Here is a 26,786-nt window from a genome sequence, read left to right on the forward strand (position 1 = left end):
ATAATTAAAGTTTTTGAAAACTCGGCAACCCTGCCAAGCCTGTTAATTCTTCAAACTGGTTATAGATGATATGGAGATATCATGGATTTATTTCAAGGCTTGAAATAAAAATTCTCCATCACTTCTTCGTCATTACTGCTCCACTTGAGAAGAAGCTTGCATTGCTAAGGCAGTATCCAGCATCCGGTTAGCAAAGCCCCATTCGTTGTCGCACCAAACGAGCATTTTTACGAGTTGCCCGTTACTCACTCTAGTCTGGCTTCCATCTACAATCGCACTATGGGGGTCGTGGTTAAAGTCGATGGAAACGAGTGGCGATTCAGTATAGTCAACAATGTTACGTAATGTACACTGAGATGCGTTAACAATGGTTTGATTTACGTCATTAACTTTCACATTTGTATTAATTGTGACACTTAAATCCATTGCGGTGACGTTAACGGTTGGGACACGAACAGAAATTGCTTCGAATTTGTTGGAAAATTTCGGGAAGATTCTTTCAATCCCCTTATGCAACTTGGTGTCAACCGGAATAATAGATTGGCTAGCAGCGCGGGTACGGCGTAGATCGTTATGGTACGCATCGATTACTTGCTGATCGTTCATGGAAGAGTGAATCGTGGTAATGGTACCGGACTCAATACCGAAGGCTTCATCTAACACTTTAATGATGGGAACGATACAGTTGGTGGTGCATGAGCCATTAGAGACAACACGGTGTTCATCTTTCAGAGTTTCGTGGTTCACACCATAGATAATCGTATTATCTATGTCGCTTGCGCCCGGGTGTGAAAACAGCACTTTCTTCGCGCCAGCTTCTATATGCGCTTGCCCATCGGCTTGTGAACCAAACACGCCAGTGCAATCCAAAACAATATCGACTTCTAAATCGCGCCAAGGAAGTAATTCGAGTTCAGAGAGGTGAAGAATGCGAATAGAATCATATTCGCCGCTGTCATGATGAACATGCAAGTGTTCTTGGTCGTGGGAGATTTTTTTACCGAAGCGACCATGACTAGTGTCATATTGCAGTAGGTGCGCCATCGCTTCTGGCTGAGCTAATTCGTTAACCGCCACAACCTTGATCTGCTGATGTTTTCCGCTTTCATACACGGCTCGCAGAACATTACGACCTATACGTCCAAATCCATTGATCGCAACCTTTAGCATTTATCCTTCGCCCTACCAAAAATTTCGTGTCACAGATACTACCTGATCAGGCTGAAAAACGCACCTGTTGAATCATAGTAAAGCAGGATTAAAAAAGGCCGAGACAATGCTCGGCCTTATTACAACAATAATTAAAATGCGACGTCTAAACCTAACCAGTAACGACGACCATCTTCGACATATCCGTATTCTTCGTAACTGATTTCCTCATCCAGCAAGTTATAGATCGCGCCTTTAATACTAGTATTATCGGTTAACTGGTATGTCACACCAGCGTCCACAAAGGTATAAGCAGGCTCTACGATACTGTTTCTTGATGGGCCAGTAACCGGATCCATTTCTTTACCTCGGTAAGTTACTTTAGCCCAACTTTCTAGATCTGTTGTTGTTTGCCAAGTTACATCCACATTAAACAGATGCTTTGGTAGCTGCTGCAGCGGCATGCCTTTGTATTCACCTGTTTTTTGCTCTGAGTCAGTAAATGTGTAGCTCGAGCTGAGGTAAATGGTTTCCGTTAATGGCGATGCTAAGGTCGCTTCAATACCTTGTGTGACCGCTTCGTCCACGTTAATGCGGTACGTTGGATCTGCACCCCATTGGTTTGGTCCATCTGTACAGATGGTATCTGGGCAAACAACACGTGTGATCTTGTCTTTGAACTCATTATGGAACGCAGTCAAAGAGACATCTAAACCAGAGTCACCTTGATACAAGACACTGATTTCTTTGTTTAGCGACGTTTCAGGGTCAAGGTCTGGGTTACCGTAGATATTACCGCCGCCACTGACTTGCGCCCAACCAGGAGTAATTTCACGTAATTGCGGAGAACGGAAACCTGTTGCCACGCCACCTTTCACAGTCCAAGACGGGTCAACTCGCCATACACCATAGACACGCGGACTAAAGTGCGCGCCATAGTTTTCGTCATGATCTAGACGACCACCAAGCGTAACGCTAAACGGATCGGCGACTCTCCATTCATCTTCAATGAAAACAGCCCACTGCGTATTCGATGTTTCGGTCTTCGATGACGCTTTGTTGGAGGTAAAATCCTCAAGCTCTGCATGAGTGGCGTCCACACCAGTCGTCAGCGTATGGTTTCCAATTCCAGTCACTAAGCTCGACTTGAATGTGGTGTTGGTGATCGTCATCTCGCGAGATTTGTTTTCGCTCTCTTCACGTTGTAAGTAAGTATCTGAGATGCCAACCGAGTCCCAGTCGCCATTGTGACTTAGCGTTACATAATTACGACGATATTCGTTGAGTGAATCCTCACAACCTCTTCGGCAACCCGTCGTTGGTACGGAAAAGCCAACGTTACCGCGACGACTTTGTGCCGATGTGCCACCCTCTAGTTGCACAGAATGGCGGTCATTAATCTGGTAGGTCAGTTTTGAAGAGATACTTTGCATATCTTTATCTTCATAACCGTATTCAATATCGTCTTCTTCTCTTGCGGTATACTGACCGTATACTTGGAGAGATAGATTTTCGGCTAGCGGCCCATTGACGAAGAAATTCGCGCTCTGCTCTCCGCCCGAGCGACTGTTTTCTTGCAGAACCGTGCCTAGCTGAACATTACCTGTCCACTCCATCGCGTCTTTTCGCGTGATCACGTTAATTACACCACCAATTGCATCAGAGCCATAAAGCGTCGACATTGGACCACGGATAACTTCAATTCGCTCAATCGCTTGAAGAGGGGGTAACCAGCCTTGTTCGATACCAGGGCCGTCACTATTTGGGCGAGTTTCACGTGTGCTTTGACGTTTACCATCGACCAGTATCAAAGTGTATTTAGAACCCATACCACGGATACTGATATCGGTAGTGTCACCACCACCTGTTACGACGACACCAGGCACACTTTTTAGTGCATCAGTTACATCGCGGTAATAACGAGAGTCCAACTCCTCACGTGAAATCACACTAATACTTGCAGGCGCGTCCGCTTGAGATTGCTCATAACTTGATGCAGTTACAACCACTGTTTCCATTTTAGAAACCGCATCATTGGCAAACACATGAGGGACACTGACGAAGGCTAAAATACCAGTTGCAGTAATAACCGGCAGTCTAAGAGTAGACATCTACATCTCCATAATTGATAATGATTATTATTTTCGAAAGTGAATTATTCACAAATAGAATGAGATGCATAGTAAGAGTTATGGAACGGTTCTTCCCATTTATGGAACCCGTGCATAACGCAGTAAGGAGTTAATGAAATATGCACGACTTAGCATCAATTCGAGCCTTTGATGCGCTCAATCAGCATAAGAGTTTGACCGCCGCTGCCAAGGCCCTCAACCAGCCTAAATCAACGCTGAGTCGTCGCTTAGCACAATTAGAAGAAGATTTCGGTCAGGCTCTAACCGCAAGACAAGGTAACCGATTAGTTCTGACAAGAGCGGGAGAAATTTTTGCCCACTACAGTCGCCAGATTCTTGAGCTAAGTGAAGAGAGTTATGACGCGCTTCAAGGTTTAACAAACCAAGTTTCAGGGCCGCTACATATTGTTTGTCACACAGCATTAGTTAGAAGTTGGCTAGGTGGTGTGCTCAACGGTTTTCTTGCCGATAATCCTGACGTTAGGGTTCAACTTACCAGTGACTTTTCTGAAGCGCACCATGACCCAGATTTGTTCATCTGGCTCGGTGAGCGTAAAGATCTCGATTGGCGCAAAGAGGTATTAGGCTCATTTCGTTACACGCCCTTTGCCTCTCCAGCTTATCTTGAACAACACGGTTCGATCCTGCACCCCAAAGAGCTTGAAGCGCATCCGTGGATCGATTTTGGCTCGGTACAAGAAAATGGATTGATGCTCACACACCCTCAACACGGTGAGTTCTTTTTAGAGCCATTTGTGAGTCGCTTATACAGCGACAACATCGCAATGCAGATCGACAGCATCGCGAATGGTCATGGTATTGGACTGCTGCCAACTTGGACAGCAAGCGGCTACGAGAAACATCATCCGGGTCGAATCACACCTTGCTTAGAAGGTTGGCTTTCAGAGCCCATCTCCATTAACTGCTATACGCCTGCAGGAAGACCACCACTGCGCTTATCCGTACTTTTAGACTGTATTCACCAAAGCATTCCACAAGGTTGGAAAACCTGACAAAAAACAAAAAAGGCCATCGCAATGATGGCCTTTCCAACTTTAGTATCTAACAGTCGTCCTTTACGTTCGGACTATTGAGACAATCTAGCAGTTACGCTAGCAATTCTTTTGCTGTGTTCACTACGTTTTCAGTCGTGAAGCCAAACATCTCGAATAGCTGACCAGCAGGTGCAGATTCACCAAATGAAGTCATACCGATGATGCGACCGTCGAAACCAACGTACTTGTACCAGAAGTCTGCGATGCCCGCTTCGATAGCGATGCGTGCTGTTACGTCTGATGGCAATACTGCTTCACGGTAAGCAGCGTCTTGCTTGTCAAATGCATCCGTTGATGGCATTGAAACAACGCGTACTTTCTTACCTTCTGCCGTTAGTTGAGTCGCAGCTTCTACTGCTAGCTCAACTTCAGAGCCTGTTGCGATAAGGATAAGCTCTGGCTTGCCTTCGCAATCTTTCAGGATGTAAGCACCTTTCGCGATGTTCGCTACTTGCTCAGCTGTACGATCTTGTTGCGCTAAGTTTTGACGAGAGAAGATAAGTGCTGTTGGTGCATCTTTACGTTCAATCGCTAGTTTCCATGCTACGGCAGACTCAACCTGGTCACACGGACGCCATGTGCTCATGTTTGGCGTTACGCGTAGAGATGCCATTTGCTCAACAGGTTGGTGAGTTGGGCCATCTTCGCCAAGACCGATCGAATCGTGCGTGTACACTTGGATGTTCTGAATTTTCATCAGCGCAGCCATACGCATTGCGTTACGAGCGTATTCCATGAACATTAGGAATGTTGCGCCGTAAGGAACGAAACCACCGTGCAATGCGATACCGTTGATGATAGCAGTCATACCGAATTCACGTACACCGTAGTGGATGTAGTTGCCAGAGAAGTCATCCGTTTCTAGAGACTTAGAACCAGACCACATGGTCAGGTTAGAAGGCGCTAGGTCAGCAGAGCCGCCCATGAATTCAGGAAGCATTTGACCAAACGCTTCTAGTGCATTTTGCGATGCTTTACGTGATGCAATGTTCGCTGGGTTTGCTTGAAGATCAGCAATGATTTGGTTCGCTTTTTCTTCCCATTCCGCTGGAAGTTCGCCGTTTAGACGACGTTTAAGCTCTGCTGCTTCTGTAGGGTAAGCTGCTGCGTATGCTTCGAACTTTTCATTCCAAGCCGCTTCTTTCGCTGCACCTGCTTCTTTTGCGTCCCACTCAGCGTAAACATCTGCAGGGATTTCAAATGGACCGTACTCCCAACCTAGGTATTCGCGAGCCGCTTGAATCTCATCGTGACCTAATGGCGCACCGTGACAGTCGTGCGAACCAGACTTGTTAGGAGAACCGAAACCGATAATTGTTTTAGTACAGATTAGAGTCGGGCGAGGATCCGCTTTAGCCGCTTCAATCGCTGCGTTGATTGCTTCAGGATCGTGACCGTCTACCGCTGGGATTACGTGCCAGCCGTAAGCTTCGAAACGCTTAGGTGTATCGTCAGAGAACCAACCTTCAACGTGACCGTCGATAGAGATACCGTTGTCATCCCAAAACGCGATCAGTTTGCCTAGACCTAGCGTACCTGCTAGAGAGCATGCTTCGTGCGAGATGCCTTCCATTAGACAGCCGTCACCCATGAACACATACGTAAAGTGGTCAACGATGTCGTGACCTTCTTTGTTGAACTGTGCCGCTAGTGCTTTCTCTGCGATAGCCATACCAACAGCATTAGTGATGCCTTGGCCAAGAGGACCCGTTGTTGTCTCGATACCAGGCGCGTAACCGTACTCTGGGTGACCTGGGGTTTTTGAGTGCAATTGACGGAAGTTTTTCAGATCATCAATAGATAGCTCATAACCGCTTAAGTGCAGTAGAGAGTAAATAAGCATTGAGCCGTGACCGTTTGATAGCACGAAGCGGTCGCGGTCGGCCCACTCTGGGTTTGATGGGTTGTGGTTTAGGTGAGAGCGCCAAAGAACTTCAGCGATATCAGCCATACCCATTGGTGCGCCTGGGTGGCCTGAGTTAGCTTGTTGAACACCATCCATGCTTAGAGCACGAATTGCATTGGCAAGATGTTTACGAGACGACATGTCTGCTCCTGAGTACATTAAGCGAAACGAAAAGTAGGTCATAATTCTCTCAAAGCCCTGTTAGGTGTGCAAACGTTTTCCAGCCCAAAACCTCACAAATATTGCACCTTTCGCGCCAAATCGTTCGAAGTTCTTAAAATTATCAATAAATCAGGCAAACGTTTGGTTATAACAAAAACCAAAAAAGAGCTTGTAATTCGAGCAATCAAATTTAGAATAGACGTCTAGATGTAGATACACCTACAAAAATTAGTATTAATTTGCGCTGGAGAGTTTATCATTCCCCAGTTTTAAACCAGATATAGTGGAGCTAACATGGCTAAGCACCTGTTTACTTCTGAGTCAGTATCAGAAGGTCATCCAGATAAAATTGCAGACCAGATTTCTGATGCGGTTCTTGACGCGATTCTAGAGCAAGATCCAAAGGCTCGTGTTGCATGTGAGACTTACGTTAAAACCGGTATGGTAATGGTGGGTGGTGAAATCACGACTTCAGCATGGGTAGACATCGAAGAGTTAACTCGTGAAACCGTTCGTGAAATCGGCTACGTACATTCAGATATGGGCTTTGACGCAGATTCTTGTGCGGTACTAAACACAATCGGTAAACAGTCGCCAGATATCAACCAAGGTGTTGATAAAGCTGACCCTAAAGAACAAGGTGCAGGCGACCAAGGCATCATGTTTGGTTACGCTTGTAACGAAACTGAAGTACTAATGCCAGCGCCAATTACTTACTCTCACCGTCTTGTTCAAAAGCAAGCAGAAGTTCGTAAAAACGGCACACTACCTTGGTTGCGCCCTGATGCAAAATCTCAGGTAACATTCCAATACGATCAAGGTAACATCGTTGGTATCGACGCGGTTGTTCTTTCAACTCAACACTGTGATTCAATCTCAACTTCAGACCTGCGTGAAGCGGTAATGGAAGAGATCATTAAGCCAGTGCTACCTTCTGAGTGGATCAACAAAGAAACAAACTTCTTCATCAACCCAACTGGTCGCTTTGTAATCGGTGGTCCTATGGGTGACTGTGGTCTAACAGGTCGTAAGATCATCGTAGATACCTACGGCGGCGCAGCTCGTCACGGTGGCGGTGCGTTCTCTGGTAAAGATCCATCAAAAGTTGACCGTAGTGCAGCATACGCAGCACGTTACGTAGCGAAAAACATCGTAGCGGCTGGCATGGCTGACCGTTGTGAGATCCAACTTTCTTACGCAATCGGTGTTGCTGATCCAACGTCTATCATGGTGGAAACGTTCGGTACTGAGAAAGTATCTCACGACATCATCATTGAAGCAGTTCGTCAATTCTTCGACCTACGTCCATACGGTCTACAAGAAATGCTTAACCTTCTTCAACCTATCTACAAGAAGACAGCGGCTTACGGTCACTTCGGTCGTGAAGAATTCCCGTGGGAAGCGACAGACAAAGCTGCACTTCTACGCGATTTCGCTGGCATCAAATAATCAAGCCAAGCAAGAATCAATCAAGCCCTCGCCTATGGCGGGGGCTTTTTATTTTCAGCAACTTTTATCCAGCCATTTCAGCTCATACCGCCCAGCCCCACAAAGCAGTCCTGTTTCTCCCTCATTTTTATACCGAATAAATTTTCAGCAATTATTTGTAAATTATCCCATCTCCGCCAATAGTTAAAATATTGTTAATTCCAATTTAAATAGAGACGTCGGATGCTGGCGACTGTGGCAGCAACACTTACGAAAGACACGAGTCAGGCATCTTTATGGCCGATACCAAACTAAGCCAATGCTCAGAAGTAAGCTTGAAAAAGTCGCTTCAAGTTTGACTGAACAAAAACCGCTGTCAGTTGGTATAAGCGGATAATGTGGGAATAAATCAAGGAGGAGTTATGCCTCGAACTGTTAATCCATCGGACTTCCACAACAAGCGAAAGGAAGTGCCAGATAACGAATACGCCAGAACCATACCGTGCAATACGGTCAATCTTTCTGCACCTTTTCATTGGCTCGCATTAGGTCTGCATGATTTCGTGCGAATGCCCCTCATCAGTGCTTTCTATGGCATCTGTTTTATGGCGGCTGCGATAGGTATTGTTTTGCTCGTACAATGGCAGGGCACACACTTGGTCGTCATGCCCAGTTTGATTGTTTATATGTTAATTGGTCCGTTTCTCGCGCTCGGTTTGTATGATGCCAGTTGGGAGAGAGAGCGCGGACACAAAGCTAGCTTGTTCCATTCAATGAAAGCGATCGGTCGTAACTCAACATCTCAATGGGCATTCGCCGTGTTACTCGCAGTGTGTATGATATTTTGGATGCGCATTGCCGCTCTACTTCATGCGCTTTACCCTTCTGTTCAAGGGGCATCTTTAAGTGAGTTCCTACCCTTCCTTGTCATAGGATCTTTAGTTGGCTTTGTTTTGGCTTGTGTGGTGTTTAGCATTTCAGCCTTTTCTATTCCGCTCATGATGGAGCGTCGAGTGGATATGATGACCGCTGTATTTACCAGCTTTAATGCGGTGAAATCCAACATTCCAGCGATGATTGTTTGGGCGGCGATCATCTGCGGCGGTATTCTTATCGGCTTTGCAACGTACGGGATCGGAATGTTGTTTACCATGCCAATTCTAGGCTACGGTACATGGCATGCTTACCATGCCACCATCAAGAAAAAACACACTCCGTAATTAACTGATGCTATGATCTGGCCCTCGCAAATGCGGGGGCTTTTTTATTTGATTTATCGAGGTGAATTGTGGATATAGAACTAAGCTATAAAGCCAAGCAAGTGATGGCGGACTGCATCGCGATGGCAGAGCAAGCTTTCAAACGTTCTTTCCCTATTCCAACAATCACCTTCAACGTCCGCGGGAAAGCGGCAGGAAAAGCCTACCTTCAATTAAATCAAGTTCGCCTAAACCCCGTTTTATTTCGCGAAAACACCCAAGCATTCTTAGATGAAGTCATTCCTCATGAGGTAGCACACCTGATTACTTATCAGGTTTACGGACGAGTTAGGCCTCACGGCAAAGAATGGCAAGGTGTCATGGAAGCCGTATTTAAAGTGCCAGCCAAAACCACTCACAGCTTTGAAGTAAAATCCGTTCAAGGTAAAACCTTTGAGTATCGTTGTGGTTGTATGACCTACCCTCTATCAATTCGCCGTCATAATAAAGTGCTGCGCAAAGAGGCGACGTACTCTTGTCAGAAATGCCGCCAACCACTTAACTTCACGGGCATTCAGTTATCGTAATCTATATCTCATAGTGTTACTTGCGTTCCCAAAATAAAGATCGAGTTTATCAAAACCTTCCCTTCGCTATTTATTGTTAACTTACTCATCACTAAAGCTATTTTATGCGTGTTATCATGAATAAAGTCATACTTTATAAAGACTTTAATCATGAAATACCTATTCTCTTTGTTACTTATCGCGCTTTCTAGCACTGCGGTTGCCGCGCCACCAAGCTCATTCTCTGCCGCCAAACGTGAGGCGGTAAAAATTTATCAAGACCATCCAACGAGCTTTTACTGTGGCTGCAACATTCAATGGCAAGGCAAAAAAGGCTCCCCAGATTTAGCCTCTTGCGGTTACCAAGTCCGTAAGCAGGAAAAGCGGGCCGCACGAATCGAATGGGAGCACGTTGTACCTGCGTGGCAATTTGGCCACCAGCGTCAATGCTGGCAAGATGGTGGACGTAAAAACTGCAAGAAAAAAGACAAAACCTTTCGCTTGATGGAAGCAGACCTGCACAACCTAACCCCTGCCATTGGTGAAGTAAACGGTGACCGTTCGAACTACAACTTTAGCCAATGGAACGGTATCGATGGCGTGAGTTATGGTCGCTGTGAGATGCAAGTGAACTTTAAGCAGCGTAAAGTCATGCCACCAGACCGTGCTCGAGGTTCGATTGCTCGTACCTACCTATACATGAGCAAAGAGTACGGCTTTAAATTATCAAAACAGCAAACGCAGTTGATGAGTGCTTGGAACAAAACCTACCCAGTCGATAAATGGGAATGTGAGCGTGACGAGCGCATTGCCAAAGTACAAGGCAATCATAACCCATTTGTTCAAAAAGCCTGTCGCGCACTCTAGTGCTCCTCTACCTTGAAGCGTTTCAATAACTGATATTGAAACGCTTCTTGCCCCTTGTTTTTTCGGTGGAAAGCATCCATGTTAGGGTTTAAGTTTATTCTCTTGCTGGAAATCTCATGCGTATCCCTCGAATTTATCATCCAGAAACCATTCATCAACTTGGCTCACTTGCTTTAAGTGACGACGCAGCAGGCCATATTGGCCGTGTTCTGCGCATGAAAGAAGGCCAAGACGTTCTCCTATTTGACGGCAGCGGCACAGAATTCCCAGCGGTTATCAGTGAAGTCAGCAAAAAGACGGTTTTGGTTAACATTACTGAGCGTGTAGAAAACAGTATTGAATCCCCTTTAGACCTGCACCTTGGTCAAGTTATTTCACGTGGCGATAAGATGGAGTTCACTATCCAAAAGTCAGTGGAACTTGGCGTCAATACCATCACACCTCTGATTTCCGAACGTTGTGGCGTCAAGCTTGACCAAAAGCGCTTTGAGAAAAAACTCGCGCAATGGCAAAAAATCGCCATCAGTGCCTGTGAGCAGTGTGGACGCAATGTCGTTCCAGAAATTCGTCCAATTATGAGCTTGGAAGAGTGGTGTAAAGAAGAGTACGATGGCTTAAAGCTCAATCTTCATCCTCGTGCTAACTACTCAATCAACACACTGCCAACACCTGTTGAGAAAGTGCGCCTACTGATCGGCCCTGAAGGCGGTTTATCGTCTGAAGAGATCGAGATGACTCGAGAATATCAATTTGAAGAAACGCTACTCGGCCCTCGCGTTCTGCGCACCGAAACAGCGGCTCTGACAGCAATTACAGCCTTACAAGTTCGTTTCGGCGATCTTGGTTAAACGGAGAAAAATAATGATCAAACTCGGCATTGTGATGGACCCAATTTCGTCCATTAACATCAAAAAAGACTCTAGCTTTGCCATGATGCTTGAAGCGCAACGACGCGGCTATGAAATCCACTACATGGAAATGAATGATCTGCATCTCGATCAAGGCGTTGCCATTGCAGATACTAAAGTGGTGGAACTAAAAGAAGATCCAAACGGTTGGTACGAGTTCAAATCAGAGCAAACGATCGAACTGTCTGAGCTAGACGCTGTACTAATGCGTAAAGATCCTCCGTTTGACACAGAATACATCTACGCGACTTACATCCTTGAGCGTGCAGAAGAACAAGGTGCACTGATCGTTAACAAACCTCAAAGTCTACGTGATTGTAATGAAAAACTGTTTACAGCGTGGTTCCCTGAGCTGACACCAACGACAATCGTGACGCGAAAAGCAGAGAAAATTAAAGAGTTTCGTGAAAAACATGGTGATGTCATCCTAAAACCGCTTGATGGTATGGGCGGCGCATCTATCTTCCGCGTAAAAGAAAACGACCCTAACGTCTCTGTAATCATCGAGACACTGACCAACCACGGTCAAAACTACGCAATGGCGCAAACCTTCGTGCCAGATATCAGCAACGGTGACAAACGTATCTTAGTCGTAGATGGTGAACCAATGCCTTACTGTCTAGCTCGTATTCCTGCAAAAGGTGAAACGCGCGGTAACCTTGCAGCTGGTGGCACAGGTGAGGCTCGACCACTAAGCGAGACTGATATTAAGATTGCTCAAACTGTGGCTCCTACACTGAAAGAAAAAGGCCTTATCTTTGTTGGCCTTGACGTAATTGGCGATAAGCTAACGGAAATCAACGTCACCAGCCCAACCTGTATTCGTGAAATTGAAGCGGCTTTTGACATCTCAATCACTGGCAAACTGATGGATGCGATTGAGCGTCGAGTAAAAGGCGAATAACTCAAACTGTATTACAGTTAATAGAGAGCGTAGTACATTAACTTAAGCAAACTCATGCACATACCTAGATGGTAAACTGTATGATGTTTGCTTAGGGGCATTTAAGAGAGTTAAGGGTCAATATGAGTATGAATCTCACAAATCACTTTTTGGTTGCCATGCCTGGGATGAAAGATCCGTACTTTCAAAACAGCGTGATCTACGTTTGTGAGCACAACGAAGACGGCGCTATGGGGTTAATGATCAATGCTCCTGTTGATATCACCGTCGGCAACATGCTCAAGCAGGTGGAAGTTCAGCCAGTACACCCGCGCCTATTTGAAGCCAGCCTAGATAGACCAGTCTACAATGGCGGCCCAATCTCGGAAGATCGTGGTTTTATTCTGCATAAACCTAAAGATTACTACGAGTCCAGCGTCCAAATGACCGATGACCTCGCTGTAACCACTTCACGTGATATTCTTTCGGTGTTAGGAACAGAAGCAGAACCAAGTGATTACTTAGTGGCACTTGGCTACTCAGGTTGGAGTGCAGGCCAATTAGAAAATGAGCTGGTCGAAAACTCTTGGCTCACCATTGAAGCGACGCCTGAAATTATCTTTAATACACCAATCAACGAGCGTTGGAAGAAAGCGGTCGAAAAGCTGGGCATCGACCCCAGTCATCTTTCAGCAGACTCTGGGCATGCTTAGTCCGAAATACAGTTACATTAGATAGAGACACCTTATGTCACGCACAATTATGGCTTTTGACTTTGGAACCAAAAGCATTGGTAGCGCTATTGGCCAAGAAATTACTGGTACGGCTTCCCCATTAAAAGCCTTTAAAGCCAATGACGGTATTCCAAATTGGGACGATATCGAAAAGCAAATCAAAGAGTGGCAACCAGATTTGCTAGTGGTCGGTTTACCAACTGATCTTCATGGCAAAGACCTTGAGACCATAACCCCTCGTGCACGAAAATTTGCTAAGCGTCTGCAAGGCCGATACGGCTTACCTGTTGAACTGCATGATGAGCGTTTATCTACAGCAGAAGCTCGTGCGGAGTTGTTCAGCATGGGCGGCTACAAAGCCCTATCGAAAGGGAATGTGGACTGCCAGTCAGCGGTGGTGATTCTAGAAAGCTGGTTTGAAGCCCTCTGGGGTGAATAAAACACAATACTCAAAACAAGAAAAGGTTGGCAAGTGCCAACCTTTTTTCGTCTAAACACGCTTAATCCATATCGATCTTAACGTTAGCAAGACTGCCCGTAGAGAATGCTTCGCCACGCTGTGTTTTCAACATCAAGCGCAAATCATTCGCCGAATCGGCACTGTGCAGCGCATCCTCTTCGCTGATCTTACCTTGCATCACCAACTTATAAAGAGATTGATCGAACGTCAGCATACCAAACTCATTTGAGCGAGCCATGGTTGACTTCAACTCATGCAAATCTCCGCGACGGATCAAATCAGATACTCGTGGGCTATTTAGCAAGATCTCAAATACACCATGGCGCCCCTGCCCATTCTTATCTCGGATCAGCTGCTGACCAACCACACCTTTTAGGTTCATCGACAAATCAAACAAGAATTGTTCTTTTTGATCTTTCGGTACCAAGTGAAGAATACGCTCTAAGGCTTGGTTGGCGTTGTTGGCGTGCAAAGTCGCCATACACAGGTGACCTGTTTCAGCAAACGTCATCGCGTATTCCATTGTTTCACGGCTACGGATCTCACCAATCAAAATCATATCTGGTGCTTGGCGCAGCGAGTTTTTAAGCGCAACTTCATAGCTTTCCGTATCTAACCCAACTTCGCGTTGAGTCACGATACAGCGCTTATGCTCATGCACGAATTCGATCGGATCTTCGACCGTCAAAATGTGCCCCGTCTTGTTGCTGTTTCGATAGCCCGTCATTGCCGCCATTGTGGTGGACTTACCTGACCCAGTAGCACCAACCACCAGCACCAAACCACGCTTGGCTATCGCTAAATCTTGCAACACTAACGGTAACTTTAATTGCTCAAAGGTGGGAATATTGGTTTCAATACGACGAATCACCGCACCCGGTAGTTCCCGCTGGAAAAAAGCACTAACACGGAAGCGGCCACAATCTCTCACAATGGCAAAATTCGACTCACGACTTTTACGAAATTCCTGACGCCGATCTGGCTCCATAGCACTGTCGAGTAATGCCGCTACATCACTCTCGGTGAGTTTTTCACCTTGTGGTCGCAATTCGCCATCCACGCGAAACAAAATTGGCGCACCAACCGTGATGTACAGATCCGACGCTTTCAGCGCCAGCATACCTTCGAGAAATTTATTTAGATCCATCTTCCGTATTCACCATTATCTGTATGAGCGTTACGAGAATTGCTGCACTTCTAACCCGATCTTACTATCGACCTCTTCACGAGCGACCATACCTTGTGCCATTAACTGACGAGCATTTTGCTCCATGGTTTGCATGCCGTGAGCCGCACCAGTTTGAATGATCGAATACATCTGCGCGACTTTGTCTTCACGGATCAAGTTACGAATCGCAGGCGTTGCCATCATGATTTCATGGCATGCAATACGGCCACCACCATTACGTTTCAATAATTTTTGTGCGATAACCGAACGAAGGGATTCAGAAAGCATCGAGCGCACCATGTCTTTATCGCTGCCAGGGAACACATCGATAATACGGTCAATGGTTTTTGCCGCCGAGCTGGTGTGTAACGTGCCGAACACTAAGTGCCCCGTTTCCGCCGCCGTTAACGCAAGGCTGATGGTTTCTTTGTCACGCATCTCACCAACCAGAATGACATCCGGATCTTCACGCAATGCGCTGCGCAGTGCGTTTTGGAAACTATGCGTATCACGGTGTACTTCACGCTGGTTGATCAAACATTTATTGTTGTTGTGAACAAATTCAATCGGATCTTCAATTGTGAGTACGTGCTTGTTGTGATTACGATTAATGTAGTCAACAATGGCTGCTAAGGTCGTCGATTTACCAGAACCTGTTGGGCCAGTAACCAGAACTAAGCCTTTTTCAGCGTTCGCAATTTTTTTGAAGATCTCGGGAGCTTCCAGCTCTTCCAAAGTTGGAATGCTACTTGGAATGGTACGGAATACTGCCGCACAGCCACGAGATTGGTTGAAAGCGTTGACACGGAAACGACCAACGTTATGCAACTCAAAAGAGAAGTCGACTTCGAGTTTTTCTTCGAACTCACTGCGTTGGGCATCGTTCATGATTTCGAAAACCAAACGATGCACTTCTTGGTGTGTAAACGCTGGAATGCCTAGTTTTCTCACATCCCCATCAATACGAACCATTGGTGGGACACCTGCAGAAAGATGTAGATCTGAGGCATTATGTTTTACACTAAAATCCAGTAACTCAGTGATATCCATTTAAAATCCTTAAGTCTAAAGTACAGCTATGAGTAGTATTCAACAAAATATTGAACATATCACCTCTCAAATTCGATATGACGAGCAAAAATGTGGTCGAACTCCAGAGTCAGTGCAACTTCTAGCGGTAAGCAAAACTAAACCTGTCGAGGCAATTCTCGAAGCCTACCAAGCGGGACAAACCGCCTTTGGTGAAAACTACGTCCAAGAGGGCGTCAGTAAAGTTCAGCACTTTGCCGAGCATTATCCAGATAATCGAATCGAATGGCACTTCATTGGCCCGATTCAGTCGAATAAATCGCGACTTGTTGCCGAACATTTCGATTGGGTTCACACCATAGATCGAACCAAGATTGCTCAACGCCTGAATGATCAGCGTCCAAGCGAACTTAAACCGCTACAAGTTCTGATTCAGGTTAACACCAGTGGTGAAGCATCTAAGTCTGGTGTCACCAAAGCGGAAGTATTCGAGCTGGCGGAGTTGATTTCTCGCCTACCCAACCTCACTTTAAGAGGGTTGATGTCGATTCCTGCCAACGTGTCTGATTACGAATCACAACTTCATGAATTTCAGAAGTTGGCTACATTGAAGCAAACACTCAAAGCACAGTTCCCAGAAATCGATACATTATCAATGGGAATGAGTGGTGATATGACCGCTGCAATCGAAGCTGGTAGTACAATGGTTCGTATTGGAACCGCTATTTTCGGCGCGCGAGACTACAGCTAAATCAACAAAACACTCACTAGCGACATAAATTCGTCGTTAAATTAAAGAGTAAATCACGCAATCATCTTACTCGCCAATAGGAGCAGTAAGTAACAGCGGCGCCATTATACACCTGAGCGCACAACAAACTCTAAATATCATGATGGAAATCAGACAAATGGAACATAAAAAAATCGCCTTCATTGGTGCTGGCAACATGGTGAGAGCCATTGTTTCTGGCTTGGTTGCTAACGGATACCCAGCGCAAAACATTACCGCGACAGCTCCTTCAGAGGCACGCCGTCTTCCGCTAGAACAAGATTTTGGCATCCGTACCACCAGCAATAACATCCAAGCGGCGACCGAGGCGGATGTGGTGGTATTGTCTGTGAAACCGCAAATGATGGCGGATGTTTGTAAACCACTGCAAGCGATCGATTTCACCAATAAACTGGTGATTTCTATTGCCGCTGGCATCAACTGTTCACGATTGGATGATATGCTAGACACCAAATTGAATTTGGTTCGTGTTATGCCAAATACGCCATCACAACTTGGGTTGGGCATGAGTGGTTTATTCGCACCAGCCCATGTAACTGAGCAAGACAAAGCTTTTGCCGCAGAGTTAATGGAAGCGGTCGGTAAAGTATGTTGGGTTGAGCAAGAGTCTGGCATCAATAATGTGATTGCCGCAGCAGGCAGTGCTCCGGCATACTTCTTCCTGTTTATGGAGGCGATGCAAGCAGAAGCGATTGCTCAAGGCTTTGATAAAGACACCGCTCGACTATTGGTTCAGCAAGCTGCATTGGGCGCGGCCAGTATGGTGGTTAGCAACCCAGAAACTGAGCTATCGACCCTGCGTGAGAACGTGACATCGAAAGGTGGGACAACGGCAGAAGCACTGCGTACATTCAACGAACATCAACTTTCAGATATTGTTGCTAAAGCCATGCAAGCTGCTGTGGCTCGCGCGGAAGAAATGGAAAAACTGTTTTAATTATTTGGATGAACTCCGTTTAGTATCATCCATCACTTGTTAAGGGTACCTTATGAATTCAATGAGTTTTCTCATCTCAACCCTATTTGACCTGTACATCATGGTCGTAATTTTGCGAATTTGGTTGCAAGCTGCACGCGCAGACTTCTACAACCCATTCTCGCAATTCATAGTAAAAGCGACTCAGCCGGTCATTGGTCCACTGCGCCGCATTATCCCTTCCGTGGGGAATATTGACCTAGCAACCGTGTTGTTTGCCTACGTGTTGTGTGTGCTTAAATTTGTCGTTCTGATCCTGATAGCTTCGAACGGTTCCGTCTCTTTCAGCGCTGATTTCTTGTTCTTGGGCTTGTTATCATTAATCAAAGCCGCTGGAGGTCTGCTGTTCTGGGTACTATTGATCCGTGCAATTTTGAGCTGGGTAAGCCAAGGTCGCAGCCCTATCGAGTACGTATTCCATCAATTAACCGAGCCAATGTGCGCACCAATCCGCCGTATTATTCCGGCTATTGGTGGTCTTGATTTGAGCGTACTGGTGCTGTTTATCGGCTTGCAGTTCGCGAACTTCTTGATGGGTGATATCATTGGTCCAATTTGGTTCCAATTATAATGTCAGCCGCAGTTTGGCAAGATGGCGAGGACATCATCCTAAAGCTCTATATTCAACCTAAAGCAAGCCGCGATAAAATCGTTGGCTTGCATGGTGAAGAGCTCAAAATCGCCATTACTGCTCCACCTGTCGATGGCAAAGCTAATGCGCACCTAACTAAGTTCTTAGCCAAGCAGTTTAAAATCGCTAAGGGTTTGGTTCACATAGAAAAAGGTGAATTAGGACGGCACAAACAAATTCGGATAGAATCACCTACCCAGATACCGACAGAAATTAAAGCCATCTTATGATGGCTTTTTATTTACAATTTTGTACCACACTTACTAGTACCAATGACTGAGTTCGCATTTTTACCCCGTGACCAAGGTAAAATTGCGGCTATGGTTGTTTTATAACAAGTGCTTTGAGGAAGTAACAATGAGCAAATGGATTACCGCATTACTGATCAGCCTATTGTCGTTACCAAGCTTCGCCGATCAGTTTAAAAATATGAAAGATATCGAAGTACACTATGTCGCGTTTAACTCGACATTCTTAACACCGAAAGTCGCACGTAGCTACGATATCAAGCGTAATGGATACCTCGCTGTGGTTAATATTAGCGTGCTAGATAGAGCTTCATTGGGTAAACCTGCATTAGAAGCAAAAATTGCTGGACGCGCGAAAAACCTCATCGGCCAAACTCAGACCTTGTCCTTTCGTGAAGTCAAAGAAGGCAATGCGATATACTATTTAGCCGAACTACCAATTACCCACGAAGAAACTTTTACTTTCGATATTGACGTAAAAGCTGGAAACAAAGGCTCAGGTAAGCTTAAATTCACCCAGAAGTTTTATGTTGAAGAGTAATTGGGTTGTGATGATCCAAAAGCTTTTGGATCTAAGCAGGCTAAAAACCACTTATTAGTTAAAGAATATCTAGAGGAGAACGATTTGTTCTCCTCTATCACTATTAAAAGAGATTCCCATGAAAAAAATTGTGCTAGCAACCGGTAACCAAGGCAAAGTTCGTGAAATGGCAGATTTATTGTCTGACTTCGGTTTTGAAGTATTAGCGCAAAGTGAATTCAATGTATCGGAAGTAGCAGAAACGGGTACAACCTTCATTGAAAACGCGATCATCAAAGCTCGCCATGCCGCACAAGAAACAGGGCTTCCTGCGATTGCAGATGACTCTGGCTTAGAAGTCGATTTCTTAAAAGGCGCTCCGGGCATTTACTCTGCACGTTACGCAGGCGAGAACGCATCTGATCAAGAGAATCTAGAAAAATTGCTAGCGGCAATGGAAGGCGTACCAGAAACAGAACGTACAGCACGTTTCCACTGCGTATTAGTCCTCATGCGCCACGAGAACGACCCAACGCCTATCGTCTGCCACGGAAAATGGGAAGGCCGCATTCTAACTGAAGCACACGGTGAAAATGGCTTTGGCTACGACCCAATCTTCTTTGTTCCTGAAAACAACTGTGCGTCAGCCGAACTTGAACCTGCACGTAAAAAACAACTGTCTCACCGCGGTAAAGCGCTCAAGTCGTTGTTTGCTCAACTGTCTGAGCAAGTGTCTCAGTAATCACGAGCGAATTAGACCATGTTAACGCCCCCAGCACTCAGCTTGTATGTACACATCCCTTGGTGTGTACAAAAGTGCCCGTATTGCGACTTTAACTCTCACGCGCTCAAAACCGAGATTCCAGAAGAAGAGTACATCAGTGCTCTTCTAGAAGATTTAGATACTGACATTCAGAAATACCGCCTTAACGAAGTGCCACGTCCACTGCATTCAATCTTCATTGGTGGTGGTACGCCGAGTTTGATTTCGGCAGAAGGCATCGAGCGTCTACTTAAGGGCATTGAAGCGCGTATTCCGTTTAAGCCAGAAATTGAGATCACCATGGAAGCTAACCCAGGCACCATCGAAGCAGAGCGTTTTGTTGGCTACCGCAAAGCTGGTGTAACGCGTATCTCTATCGGCGTGCAAAGCTTTGAGCAACAGAAGCTTGAGCGTTTGGGGCGCATTCACGGCCAAGACGAAGCCGTCAATGCTGCTAAGCTGGCGCACCAAATCGGTTTGAACAGCTTTAACCTCGATCTCATGCACGGCTTACCAGATCAAAGCATCGAACAAGCCTTGGCAGATTTGGACAAAGCTATTGAGTTGGCACCGCCGCACCTGTCTTGGTATCAGCTGACCATCGAACCAAACACCATGTTCTACTACAAGCCACCAACGCTACCTGACGATGATGACTTGTGGGATATTTTCGAGCTCGGACACCAAAAACTTTCAGCCGCGGGTTATGTGCAATATGAAATCTCGGGTTACAGCAAGCCGGGCTATCAGTGTCAGCACAACCTCAACTACTGGCGCTTTGGTGATTACCTTGGTATCGGTTGTGGCTCTCATGGCAAACTCAGTTTTACCGACGGACGTATTATTCGAACGACAAAGGTAAAACACCCGCGAGGCTATTTAGCGGCTTATCAAAATATGGTCAAACCTTATCTGCATACGGAACATGTCGTCGCGGATGAAGATCGTCCATTCGAGTTCTTTATGAACCGATTCCGCTTAATCGAAGCCTGTCCGAAGCAAGATTATGTGGACACCACGGGCTTACCGCTCAGTACAATTCAAGAAACCATCGACTGGGCGATAGAAATGGGCTACCTGAGTGAAACGCCTACCCATTGGCAAATTACTGAAAAAGGGAAGCTCTTCCTTAATGATTTGCTCGAAGCCTTTATGGCCGAAGAAAGCGAAGAGTAACGCAGCCCAAAAACAAAAAGCCTCTCAATTGAGAGGCTTTTTATATAGAACATTCAACATTAGAAAATCGAACGGCCAATTCGCTCCGATAGCAATTCAAGCGCCTTAGTACCAGCAAGGGAGTTACCTGAAGGGTCAAGCTCTGGAGACCATACTGCAATGGTCATTTCGCCAGGTACTACCGCGATAATGCCACCACCGACACCAGACTTACCAGGCATGCCAACACGATAAGCAAACTCGCCCGCGCCATCATACAGGCCACACGTTGCTAACAGTGCATTAAGTTGTTTGGTTTGCACGGGAGAAACAACGGGCTTACCCGTTTGTACCGATGTGCCCTTATTTGCCAAATAGCTAAACGTTTTAGCCAAGTCGACACAGCTCATCTTCAGTGCACAAGCGTGGAAGTAGTTTTGCAGCACTGGAATTACTTCATTCTCGAAGTTACCAAACGAGCGCATGAGATAAGCAATCGCCGCATTCCGATCACCATGCATCATTTCGGATGCCGCGACGACTTTGTCATACACAATATGAGTATCACCAGAAAGCTGACGTACAAATTCCAATAGGCGCTGACGAGGTGCAGATAAGCGAGTTTGCAACAGATCCGCCACAACTATCGCTCCAGCATTAATAAAAGGATTGCGAGGAATACCTTGCTCCATTTCTAGCTGGATTAGCGAATTAAATGCCTGCCCCGAAGGCTCTTTTCCCACTCGAGACCAAATTTCTTCTTGCTTGTACAAGCACATCGCTAACGTCAAGCTCAATGCTTTTGAAATAGATTGGATAGAGAAAGGTTCATCGGCATCGCCCGCCTTGATAACCTCACCTTCGTTGGTGTATACCGCAATACCTAACTTGTTGCTGGGTACTTTTGCCAGAGCAGGAATGTAATCAGCCACTTTACCTTGGCCGATTAAAGGGCGCACTTCCGCCAAAATATCTGTCAAAATTTCCACTGTCGGTTTCATTCTCTACCTTCTATTTACAAGAGAACTCGTTGAGCTCAGAGGTAAAAAAAGCCAACGTGTCGTTGGCTTTTCCATAGGGTTCGTTCGACTCAAGTCGATTATGGTTTTACTGCCACAATAATATTGCGGTTGATAGATTGATCAACACGGTGAAGATAACCGATGTAAGGCTCTTCTGAAAGTACCTTCCAACCTTGCTCTTCAAATAATGCCGCGACGTCTTTCCATTTCAATGTAAATTCATTGAAAGACAACACCACTGAACCTTGTTTTTTCAGTACCACTTTCCATGCAGGCAGAGCCTCTTTTAAAAGCTCTAGTGGGCTGCGGTTCAGTTTGCTGTCCTTGGCATTTTTGCTGCCGTGCTGCACACCATAAGGCAGATCAGACACCATCACATCAACTGAGTTCTTTTTCACGACTTGATCAGCGATACGTGTATCAGCCGAATACAGCTTCATAAACTGAAGATTGCCTTGGTTGTAATCTTCTTTATTTGCTGCAGCTTCAACCACGAAACCATCCGCCACTTTCTTGCCACCCGCAGTGCGCTTTTCTTTGCTCACTTTGTGCTTAAAGCGACCATTCTTCATGAACTTAACGATAAAGGTCTGGATCTCTTGCACCCACTTGGCATTGATCTCTACCCCCACTACGTTCAAACCATGGATCAAGCCTTCAAACAAGGTTGTACCTTTACCACACATTGGATCCATTAAGGTCAGCTGCTCACTTCCCGTATTGGACGCACTAATGCCGATATTCACCATCAAGCGAGTAAACTGCTCGTTTGTTTTCCCGGTATAACGCAGAATCTGACTCATGCTTTCCGGGAAAGTATTGAACGCTGGCGCTTGAATTGGTCGAAGTAAACCATCTTCGCGCACTTCAAATAGTGCATAGTAAATCGAAGAGGCTGCGATTCTTCGCGTCTGCTCATCGCTTAGAGCTTCCTGACAAGAAAACACCAACGCTGCAGGTAAGCCAACCTCTTTACTACCAATTTCTGTCACATCCACGCCTTGTGAAGCTAAAATTGCTTTTAGCTCTGAACAGGCAATGGTCATTGCGCTATCAAAGTAAATTCGGTTATGACCCGGATTCGCTAATATCGCGTAATGGTACATCCCATGAACTCCTCTAGTTACGCGATACGCTTATATTTGATATCCCACACACCGTGACCAAGACGGTGACCACGAGCTTCAAACTTCGTTAAAGGACGGTCGTCTGGACGAGGAACGAAATCACCATCTTTAGCAATGTTTTCGAAACCTGGCGCTTGGTTCATCACTTCAATCATGTGCTCTGCGTAGTTTTCCCAGTCTGTCGCCATGTGGAAAATACCTTCATTAGGGATCAGCTTCTCACGAACCATTTCAGCAAAACCTAATTGAACGATGCGACGCTTGTGGTGACGTTTCTTGTGCCAAGGGTCTGGGAAGAACAACTGCAGTGTCGATAAGCTGCCATTTGGGATCATGTGTTCGAATACTTCTACCGCATCGTGACACATCACACGCAGGTTAGTAACTCCCGCCTCACGCGCATCCGCAAGACAAGCACCAACACCCGGGCTGTGTACTTCGATACCAATGAAGTTCTTCTCTGGTGCATTCTTTGCCATTTCAACCAATGAAGCACCCATACCAAAACCGATCTCTAGTACAACGGGGTTGTCGTTACCAAACACTTCTTTCCAATCGAGAAGTTCAGCTTTGAAGTCAATACCCATCGTTGGCCAGCATTCATTCATCGCGCTCTCTTGACCTTTAGTCAAACGCCCTTCACGGCGCACAAAGCTGCGGATTTTGCGGATCAGCTTTCCGTCTTCGTTGTATTCGTTAGTGGTTACTTCACTCATTGATTTTGCCTGCACATTGATTAATCAAAGCGGGGATTATCCAAAGAATTTACTGAGGTGCAAGTATTTGTTGAGCTCTTGGCCTATAGCAGCCCAAAAGCAATAGCACACCTCTTTATATCCCTACTGTTTATCCGTTGTACTTCTTGCCCATTATGTGGTGCAATTTTGCACCTAACCAATAATAGAATACAGAGCAAGTCGTGACACCTTTCGCCAATGCCATCCTAGAATGGTATGACGCATATGGAAGAAAAGATCTTCCGTGGCAACAAAATAAGACCGTATACAGTGTCTGGTTGTCTGAAATCATGCTTCAGCAAACTCAGGTCACTACGGTTATTCCGTATTACCAACGTTTCTTGGAGCGTTTTCCAACCGTTATCGATCTTGCCAATGCTGAGCAAGATGAAGTCCTACACCTTTGGACTGGCTTAGGGTATTACGCCCGAGCCCGTAACCTTCACAAAGCAGCACAAGAGGTCGCCTCTACATATAATGGTGAGTTTCCTCTTGATATAGAGAAAATGAACGCCTTACCGGGGATTGGCCGCTCTACCGCAGCCGCCGTTTTATCGTCTGTGTATAAACAACCACATGCGATTCTCGATGGCAACGTGAAGCGCACCCTATCCCGCTGTTTCGCAGTCGAAGGATGGCCAGGACAAAAAAAGGTTGAAAACCAGCTGTGGGAAATTGCCGAAACGCATACCCCACAAACGGACGTAGATAAGTATAACCAGGCAATGATGGACATGGGCGCAATGGTCTGCACACGCAGCAAACCCAAATGTAGCCTCTGCCCTGTTGCGGATCTGTGTGTGGCAAAACAACAAGGCAATGTGCTCGATTACCCGGGTAAAAAACCGAAAAAAGACAAGCCAATCAAGCAAACTCGTTTTGTAATGCTTCACCACAACACCGAAAATGGTCATGAAGTGTGGTTAGAACAAAGACCACAAACAGGCATTTGGGGTGGCTTATTTTGCTTCCCACAAACCGAACATGTGGATGTAGAAAGCGACATTGAATTGCTACTGGAGCAACGTGGCATTCAAGCCAGCAATATCAAGCAGCAGCAAACACTGATTACCTTTCGCCATACCTTTAGCCATTACCACCTCGATATCACGCCAATTTTGATTGATTTATCAAAGCAACCGGACGTGATAATGGAAGGCAACAAAGGTCTTTGGTATAACTTATCTAAACCTGAAGAAGTCGGTTTAGCCGCGCCAGTAAAACTATTGCTGGAAGCGCTACCCCACGAACTTCGTTAATTGAATACAAGGAGTCATTATGAGCCGCACTGTATTTTGTGCTCGACTAAAAAAAGAAGGCGAAGGTCTAGACTTTCAACTTTACCCTGGTGAACTAGGTAAACGCATTTTCGACAACATCTCGAAAGAAGCGTGGGCTCAGTGGCAACACAAACAAACCATGTTGATCAACGAAAAGAAACTCAACATGATGGATCCAGAGCACCGAAAACTGATCGAAACAGAAATGGTAAACTTCCTCTTTGAAGGAAAAGACGTTCATATCGAAGGTTACACACCGCCGAGCGAATAAAGTCGCTTGAGTTAAAACAATGACATCACAACCACTTGTGGTGTCATTTTTCTATTACCTTCAATAGCCCTGATACTTATGAAAAAAATTGTCTTTATTGCTGCCGCACTTTTAATGGCTGGCTGTAGCCGTGAATTCGTCGAAAAGATTTATGACGTCAACTACGAGCCCACAAACCGTTTTGCCAATAACTTAGCTGAGCTACCTGGACAATTTGAAAAAGATACCGCCGCGTTGGATGCCCTGATCAATAGTTTCTCTGGTAATATTCAAAAGCGCTGGGGTAAAAAAGAAATTAAGTACGCAGGCAAAAGTAATTACGTCAAATATATCGATAACTACCTTAGCCGTGCCGAAGTCGACTTTCGCAAAGGCGTGATCACGATTGAAACCGTATCACCGACCGAGCCCCAAAAGCACCTCAAAGAGGCGATTGTCACTACCTTACTCACGCCAGACGATCCAGCTCACGTCGACTTGTTCTCCTCAAAAGGAATCACGTTAGAAGGGCAACCATTTCTGTATAAACAAGTTGTCGATCAAGACAATAAGCCAATTCAGTGGTCTTGGCGGGCAAACCGATTTGCGGAGTATCTCATCGCAAACAAGATCAAGACCAAAGACGTTGATTTCAAGAAAGCGTATTACGTCGAAATCCCCATGGTTGAAGACCATTTTTCAACACGCAGCTACCAATACGCCGATATCGTGCGCCGAGCTTCTAAGAAATACGATATTCCAGAAGATTTGATATACGCCATTATTAAAACCGAGAGCAGCTTCAACCCGTACGCAGTAAGTTGGGCAAATGCGTATGGCTTAATGCAAGTTGTACCTAAAACCGCCGGTCGAGACGTATTCAAGCTCGTGAAAAAGCGCTCAGGCCAACCAAGCCCTGAATATTTGTTTAATCCAGAAAACAACATCGATACCGGTACTGCGTATTTCTACATCTTAAAAAATCGTTATTTAAGAGAAGTCCATCACCCTGCCTCTCTCGAGTACAGTATGATTTCCGCTTACAATGGCGGTACTGGAGGTGTTTTAAACACATTCCATCGCAGCGATCGCAAACGCGCAATGCAAGATCTTAATTCGTTGCAACCCAACCAAGTTTATTGGGCACTAACTAAGAAACACCCGAACGCAGAAGCACGTCGTTACCTAGAAAAAGTTACAAATTTCAAAAAGGAATTTAACTCAAAGCAAACTTTGTAGTGATAGTTGAATAAAAAGCGTTCGAACAAGCACTTTTTTGAAATTATTTAAAAAAAGTGGTTGACGCAAAGCGGGAAAATCCGTTTAATAGCGCTCCGTTGCCCGGATAGCTCAGTCGGTAGAGCAGAGGATTGAAAATCCTCGTGTCGGTGGTTCGATTCCGCCTCCGGGCACCACAATTTGATTTGTTGGTGTCTTAACGAAATGTTATAACACGGACAAAAGCACAAAGAATAAAGTGTGCCGACTTAGCTCAGTAGGTAGAGCAACTGACTTGTAATCAGTAGGTCACCAGTTCGATTCCGGTAGTCGGCACCATTCTTTTGCCTCGATAGCTCAGTCGGTAGAGCAGAGGATTGAAAATCCTCGTGTCGGTGGTTCGATTCCGCCTCGAGGCACCAT

Annotated in this window: 27 protein-coding genes and 3 tRNA genes; 22 read left to right on the plus strand and 8 right to left on the minus strand. The window is 45.6% G+C overall.

All coding sequences use genetic code 11. From position 1 onward, the window contains the following. Positions 1-132 precede the first annotated feature (132 nt). Positions 133-1,170: an erythrose-4-phosphate dehydrogenase gene (gene epd / locus R2S67_RS11190; protein ID WP_046875106.1), complete on the minus strand. Its 1,038-nt coding sequence runs from the start codon at positions 1,168-1,170 to the stop codon at positions 133-135. 131 nt (positions 1,171-1,301) lie between these two features. Then, positions 1,302-3,260 (minus strand): ligand-gated channel protein, encoded by a 1,959-nt coding sequence (locus R2S67_RS11195; RefSeq protein ID WP_317344138.1) that lies wholly within the window; start codon positions 3,258-3,260, stop codon positions 1,302-1,304. A 140-nt stretch (positions 3,261-3,400) separates the two neighbouring features. On the opposite strand from R2S67_RS11195, the gene R2S67_RS11200 reads away from it, so the two are divergent. Next, positions 3,401-4,294, plus strand: coding sequence for a LysR family transcriptional regulator (locus tag R2S67_RS11200; protein ID WP_006743086.1), 894 nt, complete (start codon positions 3,401-3,403; stop codon positions 4,292-4,294). A 94-nt stretch (positions 4,295-4,388) separates the two neighbouring features. Here the strand turns inward: R2S67_RS11200 and tkt are convergent, their stop codons facing one another. Next, on the minus strand, positions 4,389-6,383 hold the full coding sequence (gene tkt, locus R2S67_RS11205; RefSeq protein ID WP_317344140.1) for a transketolase: 1,995 nt from the start codon (positions 6,381-6,383) through the stop codon (positions 4,389-4,391). A gap of 315 nt (positions 6,384-6,698) precedes the next feature. Between tkt and metK the strand changes: the two genes are divergently transcribed. From metK to ruvX, 8 genes are all read left to right on the plus strand, one after another. Next, the gene (gene metK, locus R2S67_RS11210; RefSeq protein ID WP_005381027.1) at positions 6,699-7,853 is read left to right on the plus strand and encodes a methionine adenosyltransferase; all 1,155 of its coding nucleotides are present in this window, start codon (positions 6,699-6,701) and stop codon (positions 7,851-7,853) included. A 401-nt stretch (positions 7,854-8,254) separates the two neighbouring features. Continuing rightward, positions 8,255-9,052, plus strand: a complete 798-nt coding sequence (locus R2S67_RS11215) for a DUF2189 domain-containing protein (protein WP_005393959.1) — start codon at positions 8,255-8,257, stop codon at positions 9,050-9,052. A 68-nt stretch (positions 9,053-9,120) separates the two neighbouring features. Then, entirely contained in the window at positions 9,121-9,618 is a 498-nt protein-coding gene (locus R2S67_RS11220; protein ID WP_053807737.1) for a SprT family zinc-dependent metalloprotease, read from the plus strand. Positions 9,619-9,768: 150 nt separating this feature from the next. Next, complete coding sequence (gene endA / locus R2S67_RS11225; protein ID WP_047008832.1) at positions 9,769-10,464, plus strand: deoxyribonuclease I; 696 nt, start codon at positions 9,769-9,771, stop codon at positions 10,462-10,464. 116 nt (positions 10,465-10,580) lie between these two features. Further along, on the plus strand, positions 10,581-11,312 hold the full coding sequence (gene rsmE, locus R2S67_RS11230; RefSeq protein ID WP_150919465.1) for a 16S rRNA (uracil(1498)-N(3))-methyltransferase: 732 nt from the start codon (positions 10,581-10,583) through the stop codon (positions 11,310-11,312). Between the two features lie 13 nt (positions 11,313-11,325). Beyond that, complete coding sequence (gshB, locus tag R2S67_RS11235) at positions 11,326-12,276, plus strand: glutathione synthase (RefSeq protein WP_006743090.1); 951 nt, start codon at positions 11,326-11,328, stop codon at positions 12,274-12,276. Between the two features lie 128 nt (positions 12,277-12,404). Then, complete coding sequence (locus R2S67_RS11240) at positions 12,405-12,968, plus strand: YqgE/AlgH family protein (RefSeq protein WP_005393973.1); 564 nt, start codon at positions 12,405-12,407, stop codon at positions 12,966-12,968. 34 nt (positions 12,969-13,002) lie between these two features. Continuing rightward, positions 13,003-13,428: a Holliday junction resolvase RuvX gene (gene ruvX, locus R2S67_RS11245; protein WP_005381017.1), complete on the plus strand. Its 426-nt coding sequence runs from the start codon at positions 13,003-13,005 to the stop codon at positions 13,426-13,428. 61 nt (positions 13,429-13,489) lie between these two features. On the opposite strand, the gene R2S67_RS11250 is transcribed toward ruvX, so the two are convergent. Together R2S67_RS11250 and R2S67_RS11255 are read right to left on the minus strand one after the other, a co-directional pair. Beyond that, positions 13,490-14,596 (minus strand): PilT/PilU family type 4a pilus ATPase, encoded by a 1,107-nt coding sequence (locus R2S67_RS11250; RefSeq protein WP_006743091.1) that lies wholly within the window; start codon positions 14,594-14,596, stop codon positions 13,490-13,492. A gap of 30 nt (positions 14,597-14,626) precedes the next feature. Next, the gene (locus tag R2S67_RS11255) at positions 14,627-15,667 is read right to left on the minus strand and encodes a type IV pilus twitching motility protein PilT (protein ID WP_005381015.1); all 1,041 of its coding nucleotides are present in this window, start codon (positions 15,665-15,667) and stop codon (positions 14,627-14,629) included. A gap of 28 nt (positions 15,668-15,695) precedes the next feature. On the opposite strand from R2S67_RS11255, the gene R2S67_RS11260 reads away from it, so the two are divergent. The 7 genes from R2S67_RS11260 to hemW all read left to right on the plus strand — a co-directional run bounded on the left by R2S67_RS11260 (position 15,696) and on the right by hemW (position 20,750). Beyond that, complete coding sequence (locus R2S67_RS11260; protein WP_258505767.1) at positions 15,696-16,397, plus strand: YggS family pyridoxal phosphate-dependent enzyme; 702 nt, start codon at positions 15,696-15,698, stop codon at positions 16,395-16,397. Positions 16,398-16,554: 157 nt separating this feature from the next. After that, positions 16,555-17,373 (plus strand): pyrroline-5-carboxylate reductase, encoded by an 819-nt coding sequence (gene proC, locus R2S67_RS11265; protein WP_104970970.1) that lies wholly within the window; start codon positions 16,555-16,557, stop codon positions 17,371-17,373. A 52-nt stretch (positions 17,374-17,425) separates the two neighbouring features. Beyond that, the gene (locus R2S67_RS11270; RefSeq protein WP_012841393.1) at positions 17,426-17,983 is read left to right on the plus strand and encodes a YggT family protein; all 558 of its coding nucleotides are present in this window, start codon (positions 17,426-17,428) and stop codon (positions 17,981-17,983) included. Further along, entirely contained in the window at positions 17,983-18,273 is a 291-nt protein-coding gene (yggU, locus tag R2S67_RS11275) for a DUF167 family protein YggU (protein ID WP_005393980.1), read from the plus strand. Before R2S67_RS11270 ends, yggU begins: the two co-directional genes overlap by 1 nt. A gap of 127 nt (positions 18,274-18,400) precedes the next feature. Beyond that, positions 18,401-18,832 (plus strand): DUF4426 domain-containing protein, encoded by a 432-nt coding sequence (locus tag R2S67_RS11280; protein WP_005393982.1) that lies wholly within the window; start codon positions 18,401-18,403, stop codon positions 18,830-18,832. 118 nt (positions 18,833-18,950) lie between these two features. Next, positions 18,951-19,553 carry an XTP/dITP diphosphatase gene (locus R2S67_RS11285; RefSeq protein ID WP_104974792.1) on the plus strand — a complete coding sequence of 201 codons (603 nt, stop codon included), beginning with the start codon at positions 18,951-18,953 and terminating at the stop codon, positions 19,551-19,553. A gap of 18 nt (positions 19,554-19,571) precedes the next feature. Continuing rightward, entirely contained in the window at positions 19,572-20,750 is a 1,179-nt protein-coding gene (gene hemW, locus R2S67_RS11290; protein WP_258505728.1) for a radical SAM family heme chaperone HemW, read from the plus strand. Between the two features lie 59 nt (positions 20,751-20,809). Here hemW and glsB read toward each other — a convergent pair whose 3' ends face one another. From glsB to trmB, 3 genes are all read right to left on the minus strand, one after another. Further along, positions 20,810-21,730 carry a glutaminase B gene (gene glsB / locus R2S67_RS11295; RefSeq protein WP_005393987.1) on the minus strand — a complete coding sequence of 307 codons (921 nt, stop codon included), beginning with the start codon at positions 21,728-21,730 and terminating at the stop codon, positions 20,810-20,812. Between the two features lie 98 nt (positions 21,731-21,828). Continuing rightward, complete coding sequence (locus tag R2S67_RS11300) at positions 21,829-22,857, minus strand: TRM11 family SAM-dependent methyltransferase (RefSeq protein ID WP_074191811.1); 1,029 nt, start codon at positions 22,855-22,857, stop codon at positions 21,829-21,831. 17 nt (positions 22,858-22,874) lie between these two features. Further along, positions 22,875-23,594 (minus strand): tRNA (guanosine(46)-N7)-methyltransferase TrmB, encoded by a 720-nt coding sequence (gene trmB / locus R2S67_RS11305; RefSeq protein WP_006743099.1) that lies wholly within the window; start codon positions 23,592-23,594, stop codon positions 22,875-22,877. Positions 23,595-23,797: 203 nt separating this feature from the next. On the opposite strand from trmB, the gene mutY reads away from it, so the two are divergent. The 6 genes from mutY (at position 23,798) to R2S67_RS11335 (ending at position 26,785) form a co-directional block, all read left to right on the plus strand. Then, positions 23,798-24,874 carry an A/G-specific adenine glycosylase gene (gene mutY, locus R2S67_RS11310; RefSeq protein WP_317344155.1) on the plus strand — a complete coding sequence of 359 codons (1,077 nt, stop codon included), beginning with the start codon at positions 23,798-23,800 and terminating at the stop codon, positions 24,872-24,874. A 19-nt stretch (positions 24,875-24,893) separates the two neighbouring features. Beyond that, the gene (locus R2S67_RS11315) at positions 24,894-25,166 is read left to right on the plus strand and encodes an oxidative damage protection protein (RefSeq protein WP_005381002.1); all 273 of its coding nucleotides are present in this window, start codon (positions 24,894-24,896) and stop codon (positions 25,164-25,166) included. A 78-nt stretch (positions 25,167-25,244) separates the two neighbouring features. Next, on the plus strand, positions 25,245-26,384 hold the full coding sequence (gene mltC / locus R2S67_RS11320) for a membrane-bound lytic murein transglycosylase MltC (protein ID WP_317344160.1): 1,140 nt from the start codon (positions 25,245-25,247) through the stop codon (positions 26,382-26,384). Positions 26,385-26,484: 100 nt separating this feature from the next. Beyond that, positions 26,485-26,560, plus strand: a tRNA-Phe gene (locus tag R2S67_RS11325). Between the two features lie 66 nt (positions 26,561-26,626). Next, positions 26,627-26,702: transfer RNA gene (locus R2S67_RS11330), tRNA-Thr, on the plus strand. 7 nt (positions 26,703-26,709) lie between these two features. Beyond that, a tRNA-Phe gene (locus tag R2S67_RS11335) sits at positions 26,710-26,785 on the plus strand. The last annotated feature ends 1 nt before the right edge of the window (position 26,786 follow it).

The sequence above is a fragment of the Vibrio sp. T13N genome, from assembly GCF_032970445.1.
Classification (GTDB): Bacteria; Pseudomonadota; Gammaproteobacteria; order Enterobacterales; family Vibrionaceae; genus Vibrio; species Vibrio diabolicus.

Bases quoted from the DNA above. Each gene is read 5' to 3' on its own strand.
- epd (WP_046875106.1), bottom strand. From the start codon at position 1,170: ATGCTAAAGGTTGCGATCAATGGATTTGGACGTATAGGTCGTAATGTT.
- R2S67_RS11195 (WP_317344138.1), bottom strand. From the start codon at position 3,260: ATGTCTACTCTTAGACTGCCGGTTATTACTGCAACTGGTATTTTAGCC.
- R2S67_RS11200 (WP_006743086.1), top strand. From the start codon at position 3,401: ATGCACGACTTAGCATCAATTCGAGCCTTTGATGCGCTCAATCAGCAT.
- tkt (WP_317344140.1), bottom strand. From the start codon at position 6,383: ATGTCGTCTCGTAAACATCTTGCCAATGCAATTCGTGCTCTAAGCATG.
- metK (WP_005381027.1), top strand. From the start codon at position 6,699: ATGGCTAAGCACCTGTTTACTTCTGAGTCAGTATCAGAAGGTCATCCA.
- R2S67_RS11215 (WP_005393959.1), top strand. From the start codon at position 8,255: ATGCCTCGAACTGTTAATCCATCGGACTTCCACAACAAGCGAAAGGAA.
- endA (WP_047008832.1), top strand. From the start codon at position 9,769: ATGAAATACCTATTCTCTTTGTTACTTATCGCGCTTTCTAGCACTGCG.
- rsmE (WP_150919465.1), top strand. From the start codon at position 10,581: ATGCGTATCCCTCGAATTTATCATCCAGAAACCATTCATCAACTTGGC.
- gshB (WP_006743090.1), top strand. From the start codon at position 11,326: ATGATCAAACTCGGCATTGTGATGGACCCAATTTCGTCCATTAACATC.
- R2S67_RS11240 (WP_005393973.1), top strand. From the start codon at position 12,405: ATGAATCTCACAAATCACTTTTTGGTTGCCATGCCTGGGATGAAAGAT.
- ruvX (WP_005381017.1), top strand. From the start codon at position 13,003: ATGTCACGCACAATTATGGCTTTTGACTTTGGAACCAAAAGCATTGGT.
- R2S67_RS11250 (WP_006743091.1), bottom strand. From the start codon at position 14,596: ATGGATCTAAATAAATTTCTCGAAGGTATGCTGGCGCTGAAAGCGTCG.
- R2S67_RS11255 (WP_005381015.1), bottom strand. From the start codon at position 15,667: ATGGATATCACTGAGTTACTGGATTTTAGTGTAAAACATAATGCCTCA.
- R2S67_RS11260 (WP_258505767.1), top strand. From the start codon at position 15,696: ATGAGTAGTATTCAACAAAATATTGAACATATCACCTCTCAAATTCGA.
- proC (WP_104970970.1), top strand. From the start codon at position 16,555: ATGGAACATAAAAAAATCGCCTTCATTGGTGCTGGCAACATGGTGAGA.
- R2S67_RS11270 (WP_012841393.1), top strand. From the start codon at position 17,426: ATGAATTCAATGAGTTTTCTCATCTCAACCCTATTTGACCTGTACATC.
- yggU (WP_005393980.1), top strand. From the start codon at position 17,983: ATGTCAGCCGCAGTTTGGCAAGATGGCGAGGACATCATCCTAAAGCTC.
- R2S67_RS11280 (WP_005393982.1), top strand. From the start codon at position 18,401: ATGAGCAAATGGATTACCGCATTACTGATCAGCCTATTGTCGTTACCA.
- R2S67_RS11285 (WP_104974792.1), top strand. From the start codon at position 18,951: ATGAAAAAAATTGTGCTAGCAACCGGTAACCAAGGCAAAGTTCGTGAA.
- hemW (WP_258505728.1), top strand. From the start codon at position 19,572: ATGTTAACGCCCCCAGCACTCAGCTTGTATGTACACATCCCTTGGTGT.
- glsB (WP_005393987.1), bottom strand. From the start codon at position 21,730: ATGAAACCGACAGTGGAAATTTTGACAGATATTTTGGCGGAAGTGCGC.
- R2S67_RS11300 (WP_074191811.1), bottom strand. From the start codon at position 22,857: ATGTACCATTACGCGATATTAGCGAATCCGGGTCATAACCGAATTTAC.
- trmB (WP_006743099.1), bottom strand. From the start codon at position 23,594: ATGAGTGAAGTAACCACTAACGAATACAACGAAGACGGAAAGCTGATC.
- R2S67_RS11315 (WP_005381002.1), top strand. From the start codon at position 24,894: ATGAGCCGCACTGTATTTTGTGCTCGACTAAAAAAAGAAGGCGAAGGT.
- mltC (WP_317344160.1), top strand. From the start codon at position 25,245: ATGAAAAAAATTGTCTTTATTGCTGCCGCACTTTTAATGGCTGGCTGT.